Here is a 19,325-nt window from a genome sequence, read left to right on the forward strand (position 1 = left end):
CTCGAAACCCGCTGCGAATTCAGCTGATTCGGCTGGTTTCGAACCAACTCCGGCTGGGTAAAAGGTTGATCAGCGCGGTGATCCCCGACCGGATCGCCGCGTCGTCGCCCGGTTGATAGGTCGACCAGAGTTCACCGTCCATTGCCACGCTCGGACTCACCACGAGCCGTCCGGAAACGGTGTCCAGCACGGAAAGACACACTTCCGGTCGCGGGTATTCCCCGTCGTGGTGCTCCAGCACGAGCACCTCCGCCCGCCGGAACACCTCGTTCAACGCTCGCTCGAGTATCGCCGCGGTCCGCGGCGGGGCGCCGAGTTCCGCGAAGGCGCGCCGTAATTCGGCCGGCTCGGACGATTCGCCGAATTCGGTTGCGACGGCGGAGACCTGTGCGGACGACACCTGCCATGGTTCGAACGAGGCCGCGAGTGCCGACCCCAGTGCCGAGACGATCGCCCCGGCAAGGATGTCCAGATCCTCGTCCTGCTGGAACACCGACTGGAGCACGACATGGTCGTCGTTACGCACCGCCAGCACGTGATCGGAGCCCGAACGAACCAGCGACATCCGCAGCATGCCGCGTGGTTCCCCGTCCAGCCCCGTATCCACGATGCGAGCGGCCAGCTCCACATCCGGCCGGTACAGGCATTGCAGCCACCGCTCGACCACGGGATGTACTCGTCCGTCGTCGAGGAGTACACCCGCGTCGGTGAGTTGAGCGGCCACCACCTCGTGGACCCGGTCCCGGTCCTCGATGCGGTAGATGTTCGGCAGCAATGCCAGCACCGGCGGATACGAGTCGATGCCGACCAGTGTTTTCAACAGCAGGGCGGCATCGACATTGATTTCGACCGCGACGGGATCGTCGACCACCTGATCGTCGAGATGCAATGCCTAGATCTCGAGCGCCAGGAACCGGCCACCCTGCTGCTTGTCCGTGTCCTGCATCGCGCCACCGCTGGCGCAGTGCTTCTTCACGGTCGCGTTCAGGGCATGGAGCGCGTTGTTGTAGTCGGTGATCTTGTTCAGGAGCTCGTGGATCTTGGGGCCCCAACCTTGATCACCGGCTTCACCCGTGAAGGAGCTTTGCAGCCCCTTCGCCAGCGAATCCAGCGCACTGTTGTTTTCCTGAATGTTCTTGACGATGTTGTCGAACGTCAGCGTGTGAGTGTCGACTTCACCGAACTTGTACTGCATTCCACCGGCCATGGCGAAAATCCTTTCGGATAATTGATATGTGAATTACTGCGTTGCCCTAGAAGCCGATATCGACTTTTCCTGACATGGTGCTGCTCGCGACGTTGCCGGCACCGGCGCCCATGTCCGTACCGAGAGCCTGCGCACCACCGTGCAACTGCTCCTGCTGCCGGATGAGATCGGCGTATGCGTCCATGTCGGCGGCACTGAATTTGTGTGCCGAATCGGTCAGAACATTGAGAATGTCCTGGAACGCGTTGCCCAGCCGGTTGCCCTTGTCCAGCGCATTCTGCATGGACGAGGCGATCGCCGGTGTGGCCTGCGGGCTCCGCACCGCGGCCTCCAGCTCGTCCTTGACCGCGAGCAGGGCCTTGAGGTATCCCTCGTGGTTACCCTGCAGTCCGATCCCCTTCTGAGCGGCGGGGATCAACTCGTGGGGATCGCCGTTGAAGACGTAACTCATCTGTGGTTCCTTTCCGGTGTTGAATTACACGCGACCTCGGTCTTGTTCACCGGGGACGTTCGGGGGTGGCCGGAATCGCCGCATCGTCGTCGACGCGCTCGATCACACCGACCGCGAGTTGAGGTTCCAATACCGGGTCTTCTCTACGATCGCCGGCGTATTCGATAACTCCGACGAGCGGAACCTTCTCCAGGACGGGCACGTCCATCGGCTCACCCGGGACGAAGACCGCCGACTTGGATTTGCGCTCCTCGTCCTTGCGGCGTCGCATCTGCGCCTTGGGTGCCGTTGCCCCGCGCGTAGGGCCCTGGCGCGGAGGCACAGTCGTGGTGGGCTGGCCGTCCGCGGCGCCGAAGGCACGGAAGGACGCGGGATTCCAGTTACCGGGCATCCGGAATCCGGTGGCGGCGCCGGGCATCGAGCCGACACCACCGCGCATCATCGAAAAGGCCACCGTGCTACCGATTCCGCCGGTCAGGCCGGCAAGGGTGGGCGATGTCGCCGACATGCCGTACAGGCCATCCTGCCCGGCCATCGGATCGTCACCGTATCCCTCGCCGCCCTGGCCGTAATCCGACATCGGCGACAGCGCGTCCGTTGCCCCGGTGGGATCGGACAACCCGCTGTCCGGGCCCGTGCCCGTGGGATCGGTCCCTTGCGGCCCGTCACCCGGGCCCGACGGGTCGTGGGTGCCACCCGAGGATTGGTCACCCCCGCTCGAATGCGAGTTGCTCGTCGAGGTGTTCTGATTCCCAGTGGTGGAGTGCGAATTACCGCCGGTGTCGGTGATAGTCGAATGCTGGTAGGCGGTGGGCCGCGGCGTCGTCGTCGTGTCCGGGGCCATCTTGTACTGCATATCCGGCGGCGGTGCGCCACCACCGACGATCGGTGGTGCCGTGAGCGGCTTCGGGAGGGCGGCCAGCGCGGGCACCACGGTCCCCGCATAACCGTCCATGACGAGAGCCGCCTCCGGCCAGATCACGAACAAGTACTCGAGTTCGTTGGCCGCGAGCGCCGCACTGGTCGCGGCCAGCATCGAACCTCCCACCACAGCGCCCACCGGACCCGCGGTGGAAATGGCACTCGCCGTAGCCATGTTGGCGAGCAACATTTTGCGCTCCGCCTTGTTCGCTTCCAAATGGATCTTGACCAGAGTCATCGCACCGCGCGCGCCCTTCGCCGCGGCAGCCACCTCGCCCACGAGCGCGGCGGCGGCGCCGGCTACTGCGGCCTGTTCCTGCAGCCATGCCGCATGCTTCTGGAATGCCGCCCGCGCCTTGTCCGCCGACATGCCCTGCCACGAGCCCGAGATCGTCGCCATCGTCGCCTCGGTATCGGCGGCCGCGGCATTCAGTTGCGCCGCGAGGTCCGCGTAGGCGGTGGAGGTCGCGGACGTCGATGCCGGCCCCGGACCGCTCAGTAATCGAGAGGTATTGATTTCCGGCGGCAGCGCATGGAAGTCGAAAAGGAACGCCATGACATCAACCTCGGCTCGCCGATCTCCGGCTACACGTTGAATATCGGGCCGTGCGTGGCGACATCGGCGCCGGCGAGGATGTCGCTACCCGAATACGCGGTGCCCACCTCGGGCATCACGGCCGAGGCCTGGGTCTGCAGCACGGCGCCATGCGCGGTGGTCGAGAAAAAGCCTTCGCCCCACGGGTTCAACACCTCCGGGATCATCAGGCTCACATCATCGATGCCCGGCGGCAGCGGTTGGCAGGCCGGCATGTGGGCTCCGAGAGCGCCCTGTAATCCCGTGGCGGTGAATTCGATTTGCGAGGCGATAGCCGGGAAGTTCTCAGGAGTGACATTGAGATACATCGACCTCTCCTAACGACGATACCGCCTCCGACGAGCGGTACAGGATGAACGCTAAGGCATCCCCAATGTTGGGAAGATGTCGGCGATCTCACTCTTCGGCCGGTGTCCACGCGGCTTGCACGAGATCGCGCCGCGAATGCAGCGGCTCGACCAGAATTCCGCGACCGAGCGGTTGTTTCGTTGCCTTCACGTCGCCGATGAGCATTCCGTCGAGCTTGGTGCCGTCCATGATCAGACCCGAGCAGTTCAGGTTCTTGATCTGACCCATGATGTTGTCGTACATCGCCGAATCCGCTTGCGCGATATTACGTCCCACGATGATGTGCAGACCCGTGTCACGGCCGTCGACGATGATGTCCTTCAACGGGTCGAGCGGATTGAGCATGCCGCGCTGCGCGACCATGTGGTAATCGTCGATCACCACGAATATCTCCGGTCCGCTCCACCACGAGCGCTCCTTGAGCTGCTGCGAGGTCACACCGTCCGGAGGCCGCCGACTACGAATCTTGTCCGCGAATCCCGGAAGGCCTTCCTGCAGATCCCGCTCGCTGGTCAGATAGCCGATCAACCGTTCGTCGGGAACCACGTCCATATGCTGGCGACGGTAGTCGATCAGCAGGATACGCGCCTGATCCGGGCCGAAACGCCGGTCGATGGAACGCATCAGATCCGCCAGTACCGTGGACTTTCCACATCCGGGTGATCCGACCACGATGAAGTGCGTGGAAACGCCGAAATCCACTGCCGCCACGCCCAAATCGGATTCGCGCACACCGAACGGAGTCACCAGTTGCTGAGCCAGACTCGTCGGTTCCGGCACAACTTCGTGAATACGATCCAATTCGATCTTCGACGGCAGCAGCCGCACCTCGGGTGCGCGCCGGCCCTCGTAGCGCCGGTTGAGTTCTTCGCCCGCGGCCGCCAGCCCGGCCGCCGCGGACTCCGGATCTCCGACGCCGTCGATACGCGGCAGCGCCGTCAACATGTGCAACGCTTCGCTGGAGATACAGCGTCCCGGCCGGTCCGGCGGAATGGACGCGACAATGGCGCGGTGGCTGCCGAATACGGTATCGGTGAGGTCGCCCAGACGCATTTCCAGCCGGGTCTGCAGCAGGTCCTTGATCGCCGGCCGGATCGCCGCCCAGCGCGAACTGCTCAGGACCAGGTGGACGCCGTAGTTGAGGCCCTGCAGCGCAATGGATTCGATGACCGGTGAATATTCGTCGTAGAACGGTCCGTTGACCGCGAATCCGATATCCCAGCCGTCGATGACGAGGAAAACGTCCCCGTGCGCGTCCCCGTACGCGGTCAGTTTCTCGGATTCGACGGGATCGGCTCGCCGCCTGCGGAATTCGCGCATGCTGTCGATCCCGAGTTCGGTGAACATCGACTGCCGGTAGGCCAGTAGGTTCGTCACCAGCGCGAAGGTGCGGCGCACGCGGTCCACGTCCCGAGCCGACGCCACCGACCCGACGTGCGGGATGGCGCGAAGGCTGGACAGACCTCCGCTGAAGTCCAGGCAGTAGAACTGCACCTGCTCCGGGCTGTGCGTCATGGCCGCGGAGACGACCAGCGTTTGCAGCGCGGTCGACTTACCCGACTGCGGCCCACCGACGATCGCCATATGTCCACCACCGGCGGACAGGTCCACCGACCACACGTCCTGGCGCTGCTGCCGCGGTTTGTCGACGATCGCCAGCGGCAGCTGCAACGTACCGGGTTGAACCGCCGGCACCAGACGCTCCAGGGTGGCCGGAATACCCAACGGCGGCAACCACATCGCGTGCGCTCGGCGGCCGTGCCCGGCGTACTGCTGGAGGACCGTCTCCATCAGCGTGACCGGTTCGGCCTCCGGAGCTTCGGGGCGGGTGACGACCGGAGCCGGGGCCACCGGTTCGACACGGCTCGGCGCGATGTAGGCAGCGGTGAAGGCCTGCGGGGGACGGTATCCCCCACCGGGGCGGCGCGCGCGCTGTGTCCCCAACGCCGCGGCTTGGGCGGGCGGGGTATACGGCGCGCCGACGTAGGCGGCTTGGAAGCGCTGCAGATCACCGGATCCGACCCGGAGATATCCGGCGCCGGGCTTCTTCGGCAGGTGATAGGCGTCGGCGGTGCCGATGGCGTCGCGGGAGTCGCTGGTCTGGTTGGTGCGCAACGCGACTCGATACGACAGGTGCGCCTCGAGTTCACCCATGCGGTTGGCCGGCACCTTCTGCGAGGCCAGCAGCAGATGGATGCGCAGCGACCGGCCCAGACGGCCGATGGCGACGAACAGTTTCGAGAAGTTGGGATGCTGTTCGAGCAGTTCGGCGAATTCGTCGAGGATGATCAGCAGCGTCGGCAGCGGCGGCAGTTGCGCGCCCTGTTCGCGGGCCCGCTCGTAGTCCGCCACACTGGCGAAATTGCCGGCGTCGCGCAGAATACGTTGCCGCCGGGCCATTTCACCGCTGATGACGTCCTCCATACGGGTGACGAGGTCGGCTTCCTCCTCCATATTGGTGACGACCGCGGTGACGTGATGCAGCCGGTCGAAACCGAGGAAGGTCGCACCACCCTTGAAGTCGACCAGCAGCAGATTCAGCACATCCGGCGAGTGCGTGGCGATCGCCGAAAGGACAAGGGTGCGAAGGAATTCCGACTTTCCGGAACCGGTGGCGCCGATGCACATACCGTGCGGGCCCATACCTTCTTCGGCGGATTCCTTGATATCGAGGTACACCACCTGGCCGGTCGGATCGTGACCGAACGGGATGTTGAGCCGGCCGCGGTCACTGTCGCGGCGGCGGGGCCACTGCCGCTCCACCCGGATCGCGCCCGGGTCGGGAACACCGACCATCTCCTCCCACGACGTCCCGCCGCTGGTCTGCTCCGCGGTGACCGCCTCGACCACACTCGACAGCCGATACGAGGAGATACTGCGAGCCAGAGCGGTGATCGCGGTGACCGACATGGTGTCGCCGACACCGACCGCACGCAAACCTCGCGAGGTGACCTCCTGCAGGCGCCGGTCCTCGTCGACGACGAACTTCAGCGCCCGCGGCAGATTCTGTTCCCCGACGCCCAGCCGCAGCCAGGTGCAGCCGTCGACGCCGGAGATGTCTCGTTCGTTGGTCGGCCCGTCGGTGTCGACGAGCAGCAGATAGTGGGTGCGATCCATGGTCGGCTGGGTGTTGGCCGAGAACGGCCCGCGGTTGAGGCCGGCGAGCACCTTGGAGCGCAGTTCCCCTACCGACCGATACACCATCCGGCTGGATCCGATGGCGTCCGTATCATTGGGGTGCTGCGTATGCGGCAGCCATTTGAGCCAATTCCATTCCGGCGCATCGGGATCCGACAGCACCGCCGCGATGGCGACCTGATCGGGCCCGTGCAGGACGACGATCTCGGCGATCATCGCGCGCACCAACGCGGCCATGGCTTCGTGGTCGCCGTCGAATCCGACCTGCGGAACCGACAGCAGATTGATCGCCACCGGCATGCCGCCGACCGTGGAGTACGCCTTGGCGAAACGGGTCACCTCGACCACGCCGACCGGGTCCAGGTCGGAGGTCGGCGCCGCCTCGGGAACGATGACGCGCACCTGATTCGCGATCCGCCCCCGGCCGATGCGCACGCGCAGGAACTGCGGGCTCGACACCTGCACTTCCCACATGCGTTTGCCACCGACGAGGCGGGACAGCTCGGCCGGACCCGGGTGCGTGTAGCGCAGATAGTCGTAGAGTTCGGCCTCGGCGGCGTGCACGGTCTTACGGTTCTCGGCGATCGAGCGCAGATAGTCCTTGCGTTCCTCGTTGAGTCCCGCCGCGCCGCCACCGCCGTTGCCGCTCAACGCGCCGCCCATCATGCCGAACATCGACACGACCATCATCATCGGGAAGAACAGCATGGTCGGTGAGAACGATCCGCCGTTGCGGAACATCATCACCATCATCCCGCCCATACCGGCCATCATGACCACCGGCATGATCATCCGGATTCGCGACGCCGGAACGGGTTTGGGCAGTTCGGTGGGCGGTTGCAGGCGTAACTCGGTGACCGCGGGCGCCTTGGGGCCCTTCACCGTGCGCGCGGGCCGTACGAAGCGCCGGGTCGTCGTCACTAGGCTCCTCCCCCGGTTTTCTCCGGTAGGCCGACCGCGGCCTTGTCGGGTGCGATTCCGTCGTGCTGGATACGGGCGTCCGCAGTCGACAGGGTCGGGCCGACGGCGAACAGGGACACGATGCTCCAGGGTGCGGGCACCGGCGCCTGCAGGCCGAGGGCGGCGAGGGTGTGGTCACCCGCACCGGTTCCGACATTGATCCCGTACCGCACACCGCTGTCGGAGATCCAGAACAGCGATTCCCGCAGCGGGGAGTTCGGATCGCTTCCGGTCAGCTGGACGAACCGGCCGGAACTGCGCGGGAGATAGGCGGCATCGGCGGTGGCGCCGTGCGAGGTGGGTGCTGTGACCAGCGGTACGACCTGGCTCTGTTCGGCGCCCGGCAGCGGCAGTTGCCGTCCGACCAGGGCGCGCGTGACGGCATTCGCCTCGGCCGCTCCGCGTGACCAGTGGAAGCAGGTGACGCCGAACTTCTCCGGATCGGCCAGCGTGACCGGCCGGCTCGGGTAGGTCGAGGTGCCGGGCCAGGAACCGGGACGCAAATTCTGCGCCACCGCGTCGGGACCGACGGTCATACTCGCCACGGCGCCACGGGAATTCGAGTTGCGAATCATCGCGGCCAGGACGGAACCGACCTGGACCAGCCCGGATTGGGAGACCAGATAGTAGGACGCGCCCCGCCCGGGATTCGACACCGTCACCACCGAGCCGACGGGTGCGGAAATACCGCCCTTCAGCACGGCGGGCTCGCCGGCGCCGGGCACCTCCGGCACACGCAACGGCGGTACCTCCGGAATCGCGGCGATCAATCCCCTCGAAGCCTCGATCACCGGTGCGGTGGCATCGATGCCGAGAGCCAGGGTGACCGCCGAATCGGCGAGGTTGATCGCCGCTCGCACGACGCCGTGATCACCGTTGTTGTAGACCAGCCAGGTGTCGTCGTCCTGGCGCAGCAGACGCGCCTCGTCGGCGCCCAGATCGCGGATCGCGCCGTCACCCTCCGGTTGCACGGTCAGCTCGCCACCGATCACGGTGGTACGCACCCCCGCGCCGGCGGTGGGCAAACCGGTTCGCTGGTCGACCGGTGCGGCGGCGCCGATCCGCGCGGTATCGCACACCGCCCACGAGGAGTCCCGGCCGCCCGTATCGGTCATCACGCCCGGTGCACCCGGAATCCCCACCCACGGACCGCGCGGATACTTCGCGAGCTCGTCGCGGGAGACGGGTACCGGATTGGCCGCCATGCCGGTGATCAGCCGCGCCGAGGACAGATTCAGCGTGGGATACAGGCGGTTGTCGACCTTGACGAACAGCGCGCCGGAATCCTTGTCGGACACGATATTCGCCTGTCCGACCTGCTTGGCCGGTTTGAAGAACGCCATCACCGCGGCACCGGCGACGACCACGCAGGCCAGGGCGATGCCGATGGACAAGGCGGTGGAACGGCCCCGCTGCGGATCGTCGACCATGGAGGCATCGCGCCGGACCAGCGCGTGCTCGATCCGGCGCAACAGGAACCGCCACCCCGAGATCTGGTGTTTGGTCACCACCCGGAAGCGGGCCATGGGTCAGCTCGTCGGCGCCAGCCCCGCCAGGGCGGCAGTGATGTCGAATGCGTCGACGGTCATCAGTTCCTCGTTGGACATATTCGCGATATCCGCGTTGTCCCGCGTGAACCGGTAGTCGCGTTCGGCCTCGGCCGCCTCCACCACATTGCGGACGAACCGGCCGTTACCGGCCAGATCGATCAGGCGGCGGCCGTTGCGGGTCTGCTGCGCCAGTTCCGCGCAGCGGTCCCGCAGCACCTCGCGCGCCTGGTCGGACAGGATCGAATCCTTCTTGCGCGCAATGTGATCGGCGATCTGGACCAGTTCGTCGGCGTCGTAACTGGCGAACCGGATGCGCTTGGTGAAGCGGGAGGCCAGACCGTCGTTGGATGCCAGGAAGCGGTCGATCTGGTCCTCGTAGCCGGCGATGACCACCACGAGTTTGTCGCGGTCGTTCTCCATCCGGGCCAGCAGCGTGTCGACGGCTTCCTTACCGAAGGCGTCGCCGCCGGACAGTCCCTCCTGAATCAGGGTGTAGGCCTCGTCGATGAACAGCACACCACCGAGGGCCGAGTCGATCAGCGCATTGGTCTTCGGCGCGGTGTGGCCGAGGTGGGTGCCGACCATGTCGTTGCGCGAGACCTCGATGACGTCGGCGTTCTCCACCACACCCAGGCCCGCGAAGATCTTGGCGATGACCCGGGCGATGGTCGTCTTGCCGGTACCGGGCGGGCCGGAGAAGATCAGGTGCTGGGTCTTGGATTCCACCGCCAGGCCGCGTTTGGCGCGGACCTGATCCATCAGGACCCCGGACTTGAGCCGCTCGACCTGTTCCTTGACCGAGTCCATGCCGATCTGCGCCGCCAGCAGATCCGACGCCTCGGCCAGCAGGGTGTCGCGCTCGGCCTTGGCCGCGGTGGCGGCCACCTCGGCCGGGTCGTCACCCGAGGACGGATCCCAGACGTTCGTCCGGGAACCGATCACCTCGGGGGTCACCACATCGAAGCGATAGGTCTTGTCGCGCACGGCCCGCTGCCACAGCGGCCGCTCGGACCACAGCGCGGAACCCTGCAGACCCGCCAGAACCTTCTCGGCGGCATCATGATCACCGTTGTGCCGCAACAACATTCCGAGCAGGAAGTGCGCATCCGCCCAGATGTAGGACAGGCTTCCGGAGGCGCTGTCCTCGACGATGCGCTGGGCGCGCGGCATGGCCTCGCCGAATCGTCCCATCCGCGCGAGGGATTCGGCGGCCATCAACTCGGCGGCGATATCGAGCAGGCCGTCCTCGAGAACCGGTTTGGCCGTGCGCGCGGCCAGCAGATCCGGCCAGCGATCGGTGCGGTAGTACAGCGACATGCGAACGAAATCGGAAACGTCGTCGCTGGGCACCTGATCGAGAATGGCCGCGGCCTCTTCCCATTCGCCGCCCTGGGCATACGAGCACGCCTGCGCGATCGCGATCTGATCGCGGTCGGCCATCGCCACCCGCAGCCCGTACATCCCGAGCTCCACCTGACACCACAGCGCGCGATCGACCAATCCGGCGCGCTGTTGATCCCGGTACAGGTTGTGCACCGACCGGTAGGCGCCGTAGATGACTTCGGAGGTGATCTCCCCCGCCATCGCGCGCCCCAGCCAGGCATCGCACATATCCGGATCCAGATCGGTGGCGGCCCGGAACGCCGCCAACGCATTGTCTTCGTTGCGAACCCCGCCGGCAACCAATCCCAGTGATTGAACACCCGTGTAGAACGCGTCCTCGGCCGCTGACACCTGGACATCCCTTCCGCCGCACTCGCCTGCCCGAACGATAGACACCCAGGCCGCCAGCCGTGGGAGCGCTATTCCCATTCTTGGGAAATGCAGGTGAAGCGTCGCGGTTCGCGACGGCACCGGCGGTTTCGCCGAATCCCCTGGGAGTGACACGTTTTTCCACCGGCACCGCCGCCACGCGGATCGACGGCCCACGCAAGGACCGATACTTATTTGATGAGCCGTCGTAAATCGTGCCGTCATTCAGCGGTATATTGAGACGCGGGTCGGCAGTCCTCATCCTGACGGCCCGAACCTCGGGGCGGCGGCCGTGAGCCGCGATCCGGCAACCGACCGCCGCGGGGTGCAGGCCCGCAGCCCTGCACGGGCCGGTATCACCCACCGATGCCGGCCACCCGCCCGGCGGCCGGTGGTGTCAGCAGACCACCGGCCGCTCCCACCTCCAAGACAACTCACATGACGCGGACGACGACGGCTTCACTGGGCATTCTCGCCCACCGTACGGTCGCACCCGAGTACGGCGCCTCGATCACCATCCCGTTCCCGGCGGCGAGCTGCACATGCTCGGGCCCGCGCGCGGAGAACGAATCGGCCGGGAAGACCAGATCACCCGGCCGCACATCGCGAGGCGAAATTCGCTCCCCGCAGTAGATCTGCTCATATGTCGTGCGCGGCAAGTGAACTCGACCGTCGGTCGCTTCCGCGACCGCGTACTGGGTCAGCCCCGAACAGTCGAATCCGCCGCCGCTCGGCCCGCCGGCGCCACCACCGCCCCACACGTAGGGCGTGCCCAGCCAGGCGCTCGCCGCACTCACCGCCTTGCCGCCGGCGGTGCCGTCCGACGGAACCGGACGACTGCGCACCGCGCTCGGACGTGCACCACCACCGCCGCCGCCACCGGCCCGGGTTCGTATCCGGGAGCGACGCCGACTGCGGCCCGCGGGCGTGATCCGCCGGTGGACCGGAGCCGGGGCGGACGGCGGCTGGATCGTCGCCGCGTGCCGGTGTGCCGCGGCCACATCGGCGTCCACCTGTTTGGTCGCGTCGGCGATGGTGGCGTGCGCGGCGTTCAACATTGCGGGACCGCTGAACCGCAGATCGCCGACTCCCGCGATGGCTTGCAGCCGCGATTGCAGGTCGGCGATCCGGTTGTTGAGCGCATTGCGTCCGGTGACCGTGCCGTCGCCCGCGGCGGTGACCGCCTTGTGCACGACCGCGTCCTTACCCGCCTGGGACTCGGCGATCGATACCTGCATGCCGCGGGCGTCACTGTAGTGGCGGGCGATGGAGCCGTTGTGGCTGTTGTCCATGTTCGCGACGGTGGTCGAGACCGTACCGGCCGTACCCGGTGCGGGACTGCCCTGGCCGTACAGCCCGAGCAGTGAGTTCAGCACCCCGTTGAGATCGGTGGTCAGATCAGGCGCCATGCAATCGCCCCGCCCTCACTCATCCGCCCGCCTCCTGTGCCGGCGCCGCTGGATGGCCGACGTGAATTCCAGATCTCCCGCACTCGGAAGACTGGTTTCCGACTATGCGACACCGATCGTGTTATGGCGAAACGACCGAGCTTCCCATTTGCGGGAAGCGCCGACAATGATGTCGTCGGTGGCGGAAAGGATTGTCGGGCATGGCGGAGATGGATATCAACCCCGCGGGGCTGCGCCCACTGGCACAACAACACACCGAGGTCGCGGGAGTCACCCTCGTACAGGCAGACCCCGCCACAGCCATCGCTCCCGGGGAAAAGCCGCCTACGGATGGTAAGCCCGGCGATAAGCCGCCCACCGACGGCAAACCGGGCGAGAAACCTCCCACGGACGGCAAACCCGGTGGCAAACCCGGCACCGATCACACGACCGGTGGGCCCACGCCGAATCCCACCCCGACAGCGGACGGCGTCGGTCAGCACTACGGCAAGCCGATCGAACTCGACCCGCCACCGGGAGCGTCGCCGGCCCTGACGAGTTTCGTCGCGCTGGCGGAAACCGCGATCCAGACCACGGTGGATCTGCTGGGGCGTGGCATGACCACGCCGCCGCCCAATGTGAACGATCTACTCACCACCACCGTCTATCAAAATCTCGGCAAGGGCGAGGCGAGCGACGTCTACCAGCAGACCCTGACCAAGGTCCGGGCCCGCCAGACCTACCTGCTGCAGATGGACGCCGAGGTCGTCAAGACGTCTATCAAGGTCAAGGACGGCAAGGATCAGACGCTGAGAGCTGTCATGGCCGACGTGAACAAGTTGAAGGATGCTCTCAAGGTCGACCTGCGGCCGCTCAGCAAGAAGCTGAAGGCGGCCAAGGAGCTCAAACTCATGGAACAGATCGCCGACACCCTGGACTCGGTGTGCCAGAAGGTTTCCGCGGTCGCCGAATACAACGCGAACATGGCCGGTGGTGGCAACAGCACGAACGGATCCGGTCAGGGCTCCGGCTCCGGCAGCGGTTCCGGTGCGTCGAGCGGTACCGCAACATCCGGCGGCGCCGCGCAGGCCGGCGCCGGCGGCGACGGTGGATTGGGCGGGCTCGCGCAGATGCTGGGTCCGCTGGCCATGATGTTGCCGATGGGTCTGATGTCCCTGGCACCGATGGTGCAGCAGTTCATCCAGAACAACGCCGAACAGCACCGCAGGGAAGAAGAGGAGCGCAAGGAGCGGGAGGCCGAACAGACACAGCAGAACGGCGCCGCACCCAACGCGCAAGCCGCGCCCACGGGTCCCGCCGCCGACCCGAATGCGGCGCCGCCCGCCGGTGCGGCTCCGGCGGCGACGGCTCCCCAGCCGGGCGGCGTCACCGCCGACCCGGCCGTGATCACTCCGCCGGCTGCCGACGGCACCGCACCGGCCACGGTCGCGCCGGCGACCACACCACCAGGCACGTCCGCGCCCGCCGTTACTGCCCCCTCGGGGGGCGGTATTCCGGGCGCACCCGCCTGACCCAGGCATCCCCGGCGCACTACTGTGCGCGCGCCGGCCGGGCCGATCGTGCGCGCCTCACCATGCCCGAATATTCCGGGATCACCTGAGCCGCAGTCACTTTCATCGGCAAGCCGACAGCAGGCCGGTCCGGGCGAAACCGTCCGGACCGGCCCCCGCCTACGACTGCTCGGACGGTGGGGTGACCACCGGCGGTGCCACCACCGGCGGCACGACCGCCGCCCCGCGCGGCGGGCCGGCGGCGACACTCGGAGCCGACACCGGCCCGGACACGGTGACCGGGCGGTCCACCGTCGTGGGCTCGGCGGCCGTGACCGCCGCCGGAACCTCCACGAATCGCGGATGATTCACGATCTGGTCGTAGGCGTACGCCGCGTCGCGCAGTTGTTGCCGGCCGGGTTCGCCGGCGAGCACCAGCAGGAGTTCGTTGCAGCGACGTTCGAAGACCATGGCACGCAACGTCGCTCCCTCCTCGTCGATGCGAAGGTCACCCGGCGCCACTCGGGCGACGTCCACGCGCCGCGAAAGCATTGCCGCCGCCAGCAGGTCGTCGGCCTCGCGCAGTTGTTCCCACCATTGCGGCGACACCTCCTGCCCGGCCTCCAGAACGGCGAGGATGCGATCGCGGATGCGACGGGACTCGGCGGAATCAGCCGCGGCCGTCCCGCTGCGGACCAGCTTGGTGTGGGCCTCGGTCGCCAACTCGAGGCAACGGGCGTACGCGCGTGAATCCGATACTGCCGCAATGGGACCGGCGGCTTCCGGCGATCCGGCCAGATCGAGCCGATCGACCGTGTCCGGGGTGTGTACCCGGAGGTCGACATCGTAGGCCGGGCCGACCAGGTCCGCTATCGCGATATCGGGGAACCGTGCCCGCAACTCACCGTCGATCGAGGCGGACGAGGCCAGGGCCACCAGCGACGCGTTGGCCTTCGGGCCCCATGCCAATCCGAATTCGACCAGCACCCGGGCCGGGTCCGAGATCCCCTCCCAGGGCGAGGCGGCACTGCCCGAGCCGTCGTCGAGCATCTCGTCCCACATCCACGGCGTCGACACCTCCCGAGGGAGATAGATCCCCGCCGGCAACCAGCCCCGGCCCTCGTTCGAGGTGATGAACACTCCCGCCCCGGCCGGCCCGCGCATCACGCCGACCGCCCAGTGCATTCCCACCGCCGGCGTATCCGCGGCGGCCAGAACCGCCGCCAGCAAGGTGCGCGCGACCAGGAGGTCGTTGTCGACCGCATCGCCCACCACGTAGGCCGGCTCGGCCTCCTTGTCCTTGGCCGCGGCCACCGCGGCGGCGAACGGCGTGACGACCGGTACCGGCGGCATGTCGTAGCGTCCCGTGGCGCCGGTCGGCGGCTGCTGCGCCGATCGGTCGTCGGCACCCACGCCCGCACCGGCGGTGGCCGGCGTCGCCACTCCACCGACCGGGGTACCCGCGGCGGCGGCCGCCGCACCGGTGTTGACGCCGGAACCGGACCCGGCCTGGGTGCCTGTGGAGTCCACGGCGCCCATCGGTGCGGCAGCTCCCGGTGCGGCGGCGGCGACGCCGGGGACGGTCGCGCCCGGCGATTGGTCCGCCGCGTCCGGCTGTTGCTGACCGGCGCCCGGCGTCTGCGAACCGGTGACCGAAGGACCGCCGTCGAGCGGCGACGTGCCGAGCGGCGAGATACCCGCCGGCGTGCGGCCGTCGCCGGGGCCGAAGGTATGGCCGTTCGGCCCAGCGTGCGCCGGTGTTCCCTGCGGTGACCCGTGCCCGCCGATGTCGTCGCCCGCTCGGCGGAAATCCGATGCGATGCCGTGGTCGGCGTTTTCATAGGACTCGGCCGCGGCGATCAACTGATCCGCGGTGTGGTCGTGGTCGTCCGCCAGTTTGTCACCCGCCCGTTTGCGGGCGTCGTAGTAGTCGTCGAGGGCATCCTTGACCGGCTGGGCGATCTTGCCGTACGTGGGGATGAAGCTGGCGAGCCAATCGTAAGGCGGTTGCGCCCATTCCCGGGTTTCGCGCGCGACCTGACGGTGTTGCTCTGCCAGTTGACGCAGCACCGCAGGGTCGATCTCCATCTCCGGCATGCCGCACAATCCTTTCCGCCACTGACGAGATCATTGTCGGCGCTGGACAATCCCCACTGCCGGGCGCTGTTCCCAGTGCAGGGAAGTTCTGGCCGCGCACGGCATCCGACCGGCTACGGTCCACCGCTCCCTGGCGCTCACCGCCGCATGGGGCCGACACTGACCGACGAGGTCCGAGGCGGTCCCGGCGGCGTCGGATCCGGTCCCGGCGGGGCCGCGGCCAATTCCGCCAGTTGCGCATGTGCGTATACGGCGTCGCGCAAGGTTTGGCGAGTCGGTTCGGCCGCGAGCAGCAGGACCAGTTCGTCACAGCGTCGCTGGCACACCATCGCACGCAGGACCGCGGCCTCTCCCCGGGCGCCGGATTCGGACCGCAGCTCGCCCAACGCTACGCGGGACACATCCGCGCGCAGCGGCAACATCGAGGCTGCGACCAGCGCGTCGGCGTCGCGCAGTTCGTCCCACAGCGGTTCCGGCACCGCCTTGCGCTGCGCGATCGCCTGCAGAATGCCGGCGCGAATCGCCCCGGCTCCCAATGAATCCGGCGCCCGCCCCAGTGCGGCGGCCCGGGCGTGGCCGTCGCGCGCCAACTCCGCACACCGCTCGGCGATGCGATCCGGAGGAGTCGCGGCCACGCGCTCGGCCAGCTGCGCCGACCCCACGAGTTCGAGCCGGTCGGCCAAACCCGCGGCCGGCGTACCGAAATCCATCACCGCCGCGGCCGCGACCGAGCCCTCCGTCGGAACCGCACCGAGCTGGGCACTCAGCGTGCCGTCGATCGGCTGCGACGAAACCAGCGCCGAGAGCCGCGCCCCGATCTTCGCACCCCAGGCGATTCCGAATTCCGCCAGGATGCGCGCCGGATCGCCGACGCCCTCCCAGCCACTGCCCTCGGACTCCGACCATACCCACGGCGTGGACAATTCCCGCGGCAGATACAGCCCGGCCGGCAGCCACCCGCGCCCTTCGTTGGAGGTGACGAACGCGGTCACGCCGCCGGAATGACGCAGCACCGACACCGCCCAGTCCACACCGAGCGCCGAATCCCCGGCCGCGGCGAGCAGACTGCTCAGCAGGCTGCGGGCCAACACCAGGTCGCCGTCGACACGTTCGCCGAGTACGAAGGCCGGGGCCGACGCCGCCACCATGGCCGCGCCGACCGCATCCCGCACGACCTCGTCGCTGCCGGACTGTCCCGGAATACGCTGCGGGGGAATCGCTTTCGCCGCCGGTGGCGCAACGGGGGATCCGGGTGGGCCGGGTGGATTGCCGACCATGGGCCCCTTCCCCCCGGGCGCGGAGATCCGCGAGTCCGGTGGCGATCCGGGGCGGGTGTCGGCACCGGCCGGCGGCGGGGTTGCCTGCGCCGCGGGCGCGTTCATCCGATCGACGGGGGCCGATACGGCGGGACCGAGCGCCCCGGGCTGGGGCACGACCAGTGGCGCCGACATCACCCCGCCCGCTGCGAGGCCCGGCGCGCCGATCGGAGCGATCGGGCCCAGCTCGGCACGATGTCCCGCCCCGTCGTGTTCGGTCTCGTCGTCCGGATGCGACGTGCGGCCGAATTGCCCTCCGCCGGAGTCGTTCTCGTCATGACCGCCCCCGGACTCGGAGCCGTGCCCGGCGGCGGGCTCGGCATGTGTGTCCGAGGCGGTCCCGGCGACCGGGGCGTCCGGCTCGTGCGAGGCACCGGAATCAGCCATCGGTGCGGCGTCCACGGCATGGTCGCCGCTGTCGCCGGGGCCGGCGTGATTCGGAGCCGCGGGCGCCCACGCGGAGTTCTGCCCCGGAGCAGGCGCGCCGCCGACCGGTGCCGTCGGAGCCGGCGCGTTCGGCGCTTGGTCCTGAGGGCCCGCCGACAGGGCAGGCATGTGATCGACCGTGGCCGGCGGGTCACCGAACAGCCGATCCCGCAGCCGATCCGCGATGTCCTCGAACGGCGGTGGAACATGAGAGAACATCCCCGGATCGAGCCGGACCATCCCGGGGAGGAACGGGAAGCGCGGCATCGGATCGTGCATCGGACCAGGCATCTGCTGGTGCGAGCCGCCGCCGGGGTACCGGGGGCGGCCGCCGGCCCCGGGCCCACCGTCCTGCCGCCGTCCCGGATGTCCCGGGCCGCCCGGGCCGTTGCCCCGCGCCCAGGGATTCGGCCGGCCAAGCAATTCGGCGATCAAGGCGAGCTCCGGAAGACCCTGGGGGCCCAACATGTTCAGCGCATTGCGCTCGACGTCGGCGACCTCGTCCCGAGCCTCTCGGACGATGGCGGAGATCCGCCGCTGTTCGGCGGCTTCGTCCTCGTTTCCGTTCTTGTCGGTCTCCTGCTGCCGGACCCGCTGGATATCTGCGTCCGCACGATCGACGATGTCGAGGATCCGATGCCGGGTGCGATAGTCGATGTCGCCGATCTGCCCGAAGGTATCGGACGCGGCGACCAGGGCATCCACCAGCTTGCGCAAGCTGTCCTGCTGGTTCAGCATGTCGCGTTTGGCCGGCTCCAATCCTTCGCTGGACGGAACGCGTTCGGAAAACAGGCGCCGGGCACGATCGGCCTCCTCGGGGTCCATCGCCGCGGCGGCGTCGCGAACCATCGTCTGGAGGTTGTACCAATCCGACGGTGGAATCGTGGGCCAATGCTTGCCGACGATCGTTTCCCAATAGGGGCTGCCGTGCTCGGAACCCATGCGCGTCAGACCGATCGCACGCCGGCGCCGGTATCGATATCCGCGTCGTAGAGGGCGTTCACGGCATCGCGCACGGCAACGTTCGTGCCATCGCTGTGGCGGTTGCGCGCGGTTACGAAGTCGCTGATCCACTCACCGACTCGATTGCGGATCTGCGTCGTCTGATCGTCGAATTCCGCTCCCGTGCCCGCGCGATAGTGCGTAGGCAGATTTTCCACGTGCTGTGATGCCTGTCCGGTGTTCGCGGCGACGGCGACGTGGAACTGATCCGACGCGTTGATGGAGCTTTGTTGATCGTCCATCTCCAGCATGACGGACTCCTATCTGTAGTCACAGCGTGGTGCCGAATTCGGCGCTCTCCATCGCCCGGTAGGACGCCTCGGTCGGCAGATCGAACGAGTCCACCGTGTAGGGCCGCGCGCCGTTGTACTCCATCTCCGCGCGCAGCCCGACGCGGGATTTCATATGCGCGAGCCGCGCCAGTCGCAGAATCTCGTTGGCGAGCCAGCTGTCGCCGTTGTCGCGCGCCTCGTCCGACAGGTGCAGACCGACCACCTCGCCGTCCCGGTCGCATGCGACGCCGACGCTGTGGTCGGGATTGAAGACCTCGTAGGTCATCGACTTCCAATCCGGCGCCGGTGCATCGGATTCGGTGTCGTAGTCGTCGAAATCCAGATCGTCGTTCATCTGTTCTCCTGTGTCTTGCGAGCCACCTGCACCCGG

14 protein-coding genes are annotated in these 19,325 nt (G+C 67.7%); 1 reads left to right on the plus strand and 13 read right to left on the minus strand.

What is annotated here, in order from left to right; all coding sequences use genetic code 11:
- Nucleotides 1-19: 19 nt before the first annotated feature.
- From A5780_RS16905 to A5780_RS42800, 9 genes are all read right to left on the minus strand, one after another.
- Nucleotides 20-889, minus strand: coding sequence for an ESX secretion-associated protein EspG (locus tag A5780_RS16905; protein WP_227462797.1), 870 nt, complete (start codon nt 887-889; stop codon nt 20-22).
- Nucleotides 890-892: 3 nt separating this feature from the next.
- Nucleotides 893-1,207 carry a WXG100 family type VII secretion target gene (locus A5780_RS16910; RefSeq protein ID WP_063019198.1) on the minus strand — a complete coding sequence of 105 codons (315 nt, stop codon included), beginning with the start codon at nt 1,205-1,207 and terminating at the stop codon, nt 893-895.
- Between the two features lie 46 nt (nt 1,208-1,253).
- Nucleotides 1,254-1,658 (minus strand): hypothetical protein, encoded by a 405-nt coding sequence (locus tag A5780_RS16915; protein ID WP_063019199.1) that lies wholly within the window; start codon nt 1,656-1,658, stop codon nt 1,254-1,256.
- Nucleotides 1,659-1,704: 46 nt separating this feature from the next.
- Entirely contained in the window at nt 1,705-3,135 is a 1,431-nt protein-coding gene (locus A5780_RS42795; RefSeq protein ID WP_063019200.1) for a PPE domain-containing protein, read from the minus strand.
- A 29-nt stretch (nt 3,136-3,164) separates the two neighbouring features.
- Nucleotides 3,165-3,482 (minus strand): PE domain-containing protein, encoded by a 318-nt coding sequence (locus A5780_RS16925; RefSeq protein WP_030518535.1) that lies wholly within the window; start codon nt 3,480-3,482, stop codon nt 3,165-3,167.
- 88 nt (nt 3,483-3,570) lie between these two features.
- Complete coding sequence (gene eccCa / locus A5780_RS16930; protein WP_082976517.1) at nt 3,571-7,581, minus strand: type VII secretion protein EccCa; 4,011 nt, start codon at nt 7,579-7,581, stop codon at nt 3,571-3,573.
- On the minus strand, nt 7,581-9,146 hold the full coding sequence (eccB, locus tag A5780_RS16935) for a type VII secretion protein EccB (RefSeq protein ID WP_064908906.1): 1,566 nt from the start codon (nt 9,144-9,146) through the stop codon (nt 7,581-7,583). The genes eccCa and eccB overlap by 1 nt, the downstream gene beginning before the upstream one ends.
- Before the next feature lie 3 nt (nt 9,147-9,149).
- Nucleotides 9,150-10,904: a type VII secretion AAA-ATPase EccA gene (gene eccA, locus A5780_RS16940; protein ID WP_063019203.1), complete on the minus strand. Its 1,755-nt coding sequence runs from the start codon at nt 10,902-10,904 to the stop codon at nt 9,150-9,152.
- Between the two features lie 452 nt (nt 10,905-11,356).
- Nucleotides 11,357-12,331: a C40 family peptidase gene (locus A5780_RS42800; RefSeq protein ID WP_063019204.1), complete on the minus strand. Its 975-nt coding sequence runs from the start codon at nt 12,329-12,331 to the stop codon at nt 11,357-11,359.
- 200 nt (nt 12,332-12,531) lie between these two features.
- On the opposite strand from A5780_RS42800, the gene A5780_RS16950 reads away from it, so the two are divergent.
- Nucleotides 12,532-13,842 carry a hypothetical protein gene (locus A5780_RS16950; RefSeq protein WP_064908907.1) on the plus strand — a complete coding sequence of 437 codons (1,311 nt, stop codon included), beginning with the start codon at nt 12,532-12,534 and terminating at the stop codon, nt 13,840-13,842.
- A 159-nt stretch (nt 13,843-14,001) separates the two neighbouring features.
- Here the strand turns inward: A5780_RS16950 and A5780_RS16955 are convergent, their stop codons facing one another.
- From A5780_RS16955 to A5780_RS16970, 4 genes are all read right to left on the minus strand, one after another.
- On the minus strand, nt 14,002-15,918 hold the full coding sequence (locus A5780_RS16955) for a type VII secretion target (protein ID WP_064908908.1): 1,917 nt from the start codon (nt 15,916-15,918) through the stop codon (nt 14,002-14,004).
- Nucleotides 15,919-16,055: 137 nt separating this feature from the next.
- The gene (locus tag A5780_RS16960) at nt 16,056-18,602 is read right to left on the minus strand and encodes a hypothetical protein (protein ID WP_064908909.1); all 2,547 of its coding nucleotides are present in this window, start codon (nt 18,600-18,602) and stop codon (nt 16,056-16,058) included.
- A gap of 5 nt (nt 18,603-18,607) precedes the next feature.
- Complete coding sequence (locus A5780_RS16965) at nt 18,608-18,913, minus strand: hypothetical protein (RefSeq protein WP_064908910.1); 306 nt, start codon at nt 18,911-18,913, stop codon at nt 18,608-18,610.
- 19 nt (nt 18,914-18,932) lie between these two features.
- The gene (locus A5780_RS16970) at nt 18,933-19,289 is read right to left on the minus strand and encodes a hypothetical protein (protein WP_063019390.1); all 357 of its coding nucleotides are present in this window, start codon (nt 19,287-19,289) and stop codon (nt 18,933-18,935) included.
- Nucleotides 19,290-19,325 lie beyond the last annotated feature (36 nt).

This window comes from Nocardia sp. 852002-20019_SCH5090214 (genome assembly GCF_001665865.1).
Taxonomy (GTDB): domain Bacteria; phylum Actinomycetota; class Actinomycetes; order Mycobacteriales; family Mycobacteriaceae; genus Nocardia; species Nocardia nova.

Excerpts from the sequence above, each read along its gene's own strand:
- A5780_RS16950 (WP_064908907.1), top strand. The coding sequence starts at position 12,532 with ATGGCGGAGATGGATATCAACCCCGCGGGGCTGCGCCCACTGGCACAA.
- A5780_RS16960 (WP_064908909.1), bottom strand. The coding sequence starts at position 18,602 with ATGGGTTCCGAGCACGGCAGCCCCTATTGGGAAACGATCGTCGGCAAG.
- A5780_RS16925 (WP_030518535.1), bottom strand. The coding sequence starts at position 3,482 with ATGTATCTCAATGTCACTCCTGAGAACTTCCCGGCTATCGCCTCGCAA.
- A5780_RS16915 (WP_063019199.1), bottom strand. The coding sequence starts at position 1,658 with ATGAGTTACGTCTTCAACGGCGATCCCCACGAGTTGATCCCCGCCGCT.
- A5780_RS16970 (WP_063019390.1), bottom strand. The coding sequence starts at position 19,289 with ATGAACGACGATCTGGATTTCGACGACTACGACACCGAATCCGATGCA.
- A5780_RS16965 (WP_064908910.1), bottom strand. The coding sequence starts at position 18,913 with ATGCTGGAGATGGACGATCAACAAAGCTCCATCAACGCGTCGGATCAG.
- A5780_RS16955 (WP_064908908.1), bottom strand. The coding sequence starts at position 15,918 with ATGCCGGAGATGGAGATCGACCCTGCGGTGCTGCGTCAACTGGCAGAG.
- eccB (WP_064908906.1), bottom strand. The coding sequence starts at position 9,146 with ATGGCCCGCTTCCGGGTGGTGACCAAACACCAGATCTCGGGGTGGCGG.
- A5780_RS42795 (WP_063019200.1), bottom strand. The coding sequence starts at position 3,135 with ATGGCGTTCCTTTTCGACTTCCATGCGCTGCCGCCGGAAATCAATACC.
- A5780_RS16910 (WP_063019198.1), bottom strand. The coding sequence starts at position 1,207 with ATGGCCGGTGGAATGCAGTACAAGTTCGGTGAAGTCGACACTCACACG.
- A5780_RS42800 (WP_063019204.1), bottom strand. The coding sequence starts at position 12,331 with ATGGCGCCTGATCTGACCACCGATCTCAACGGGGTGCTGAACTCACTG.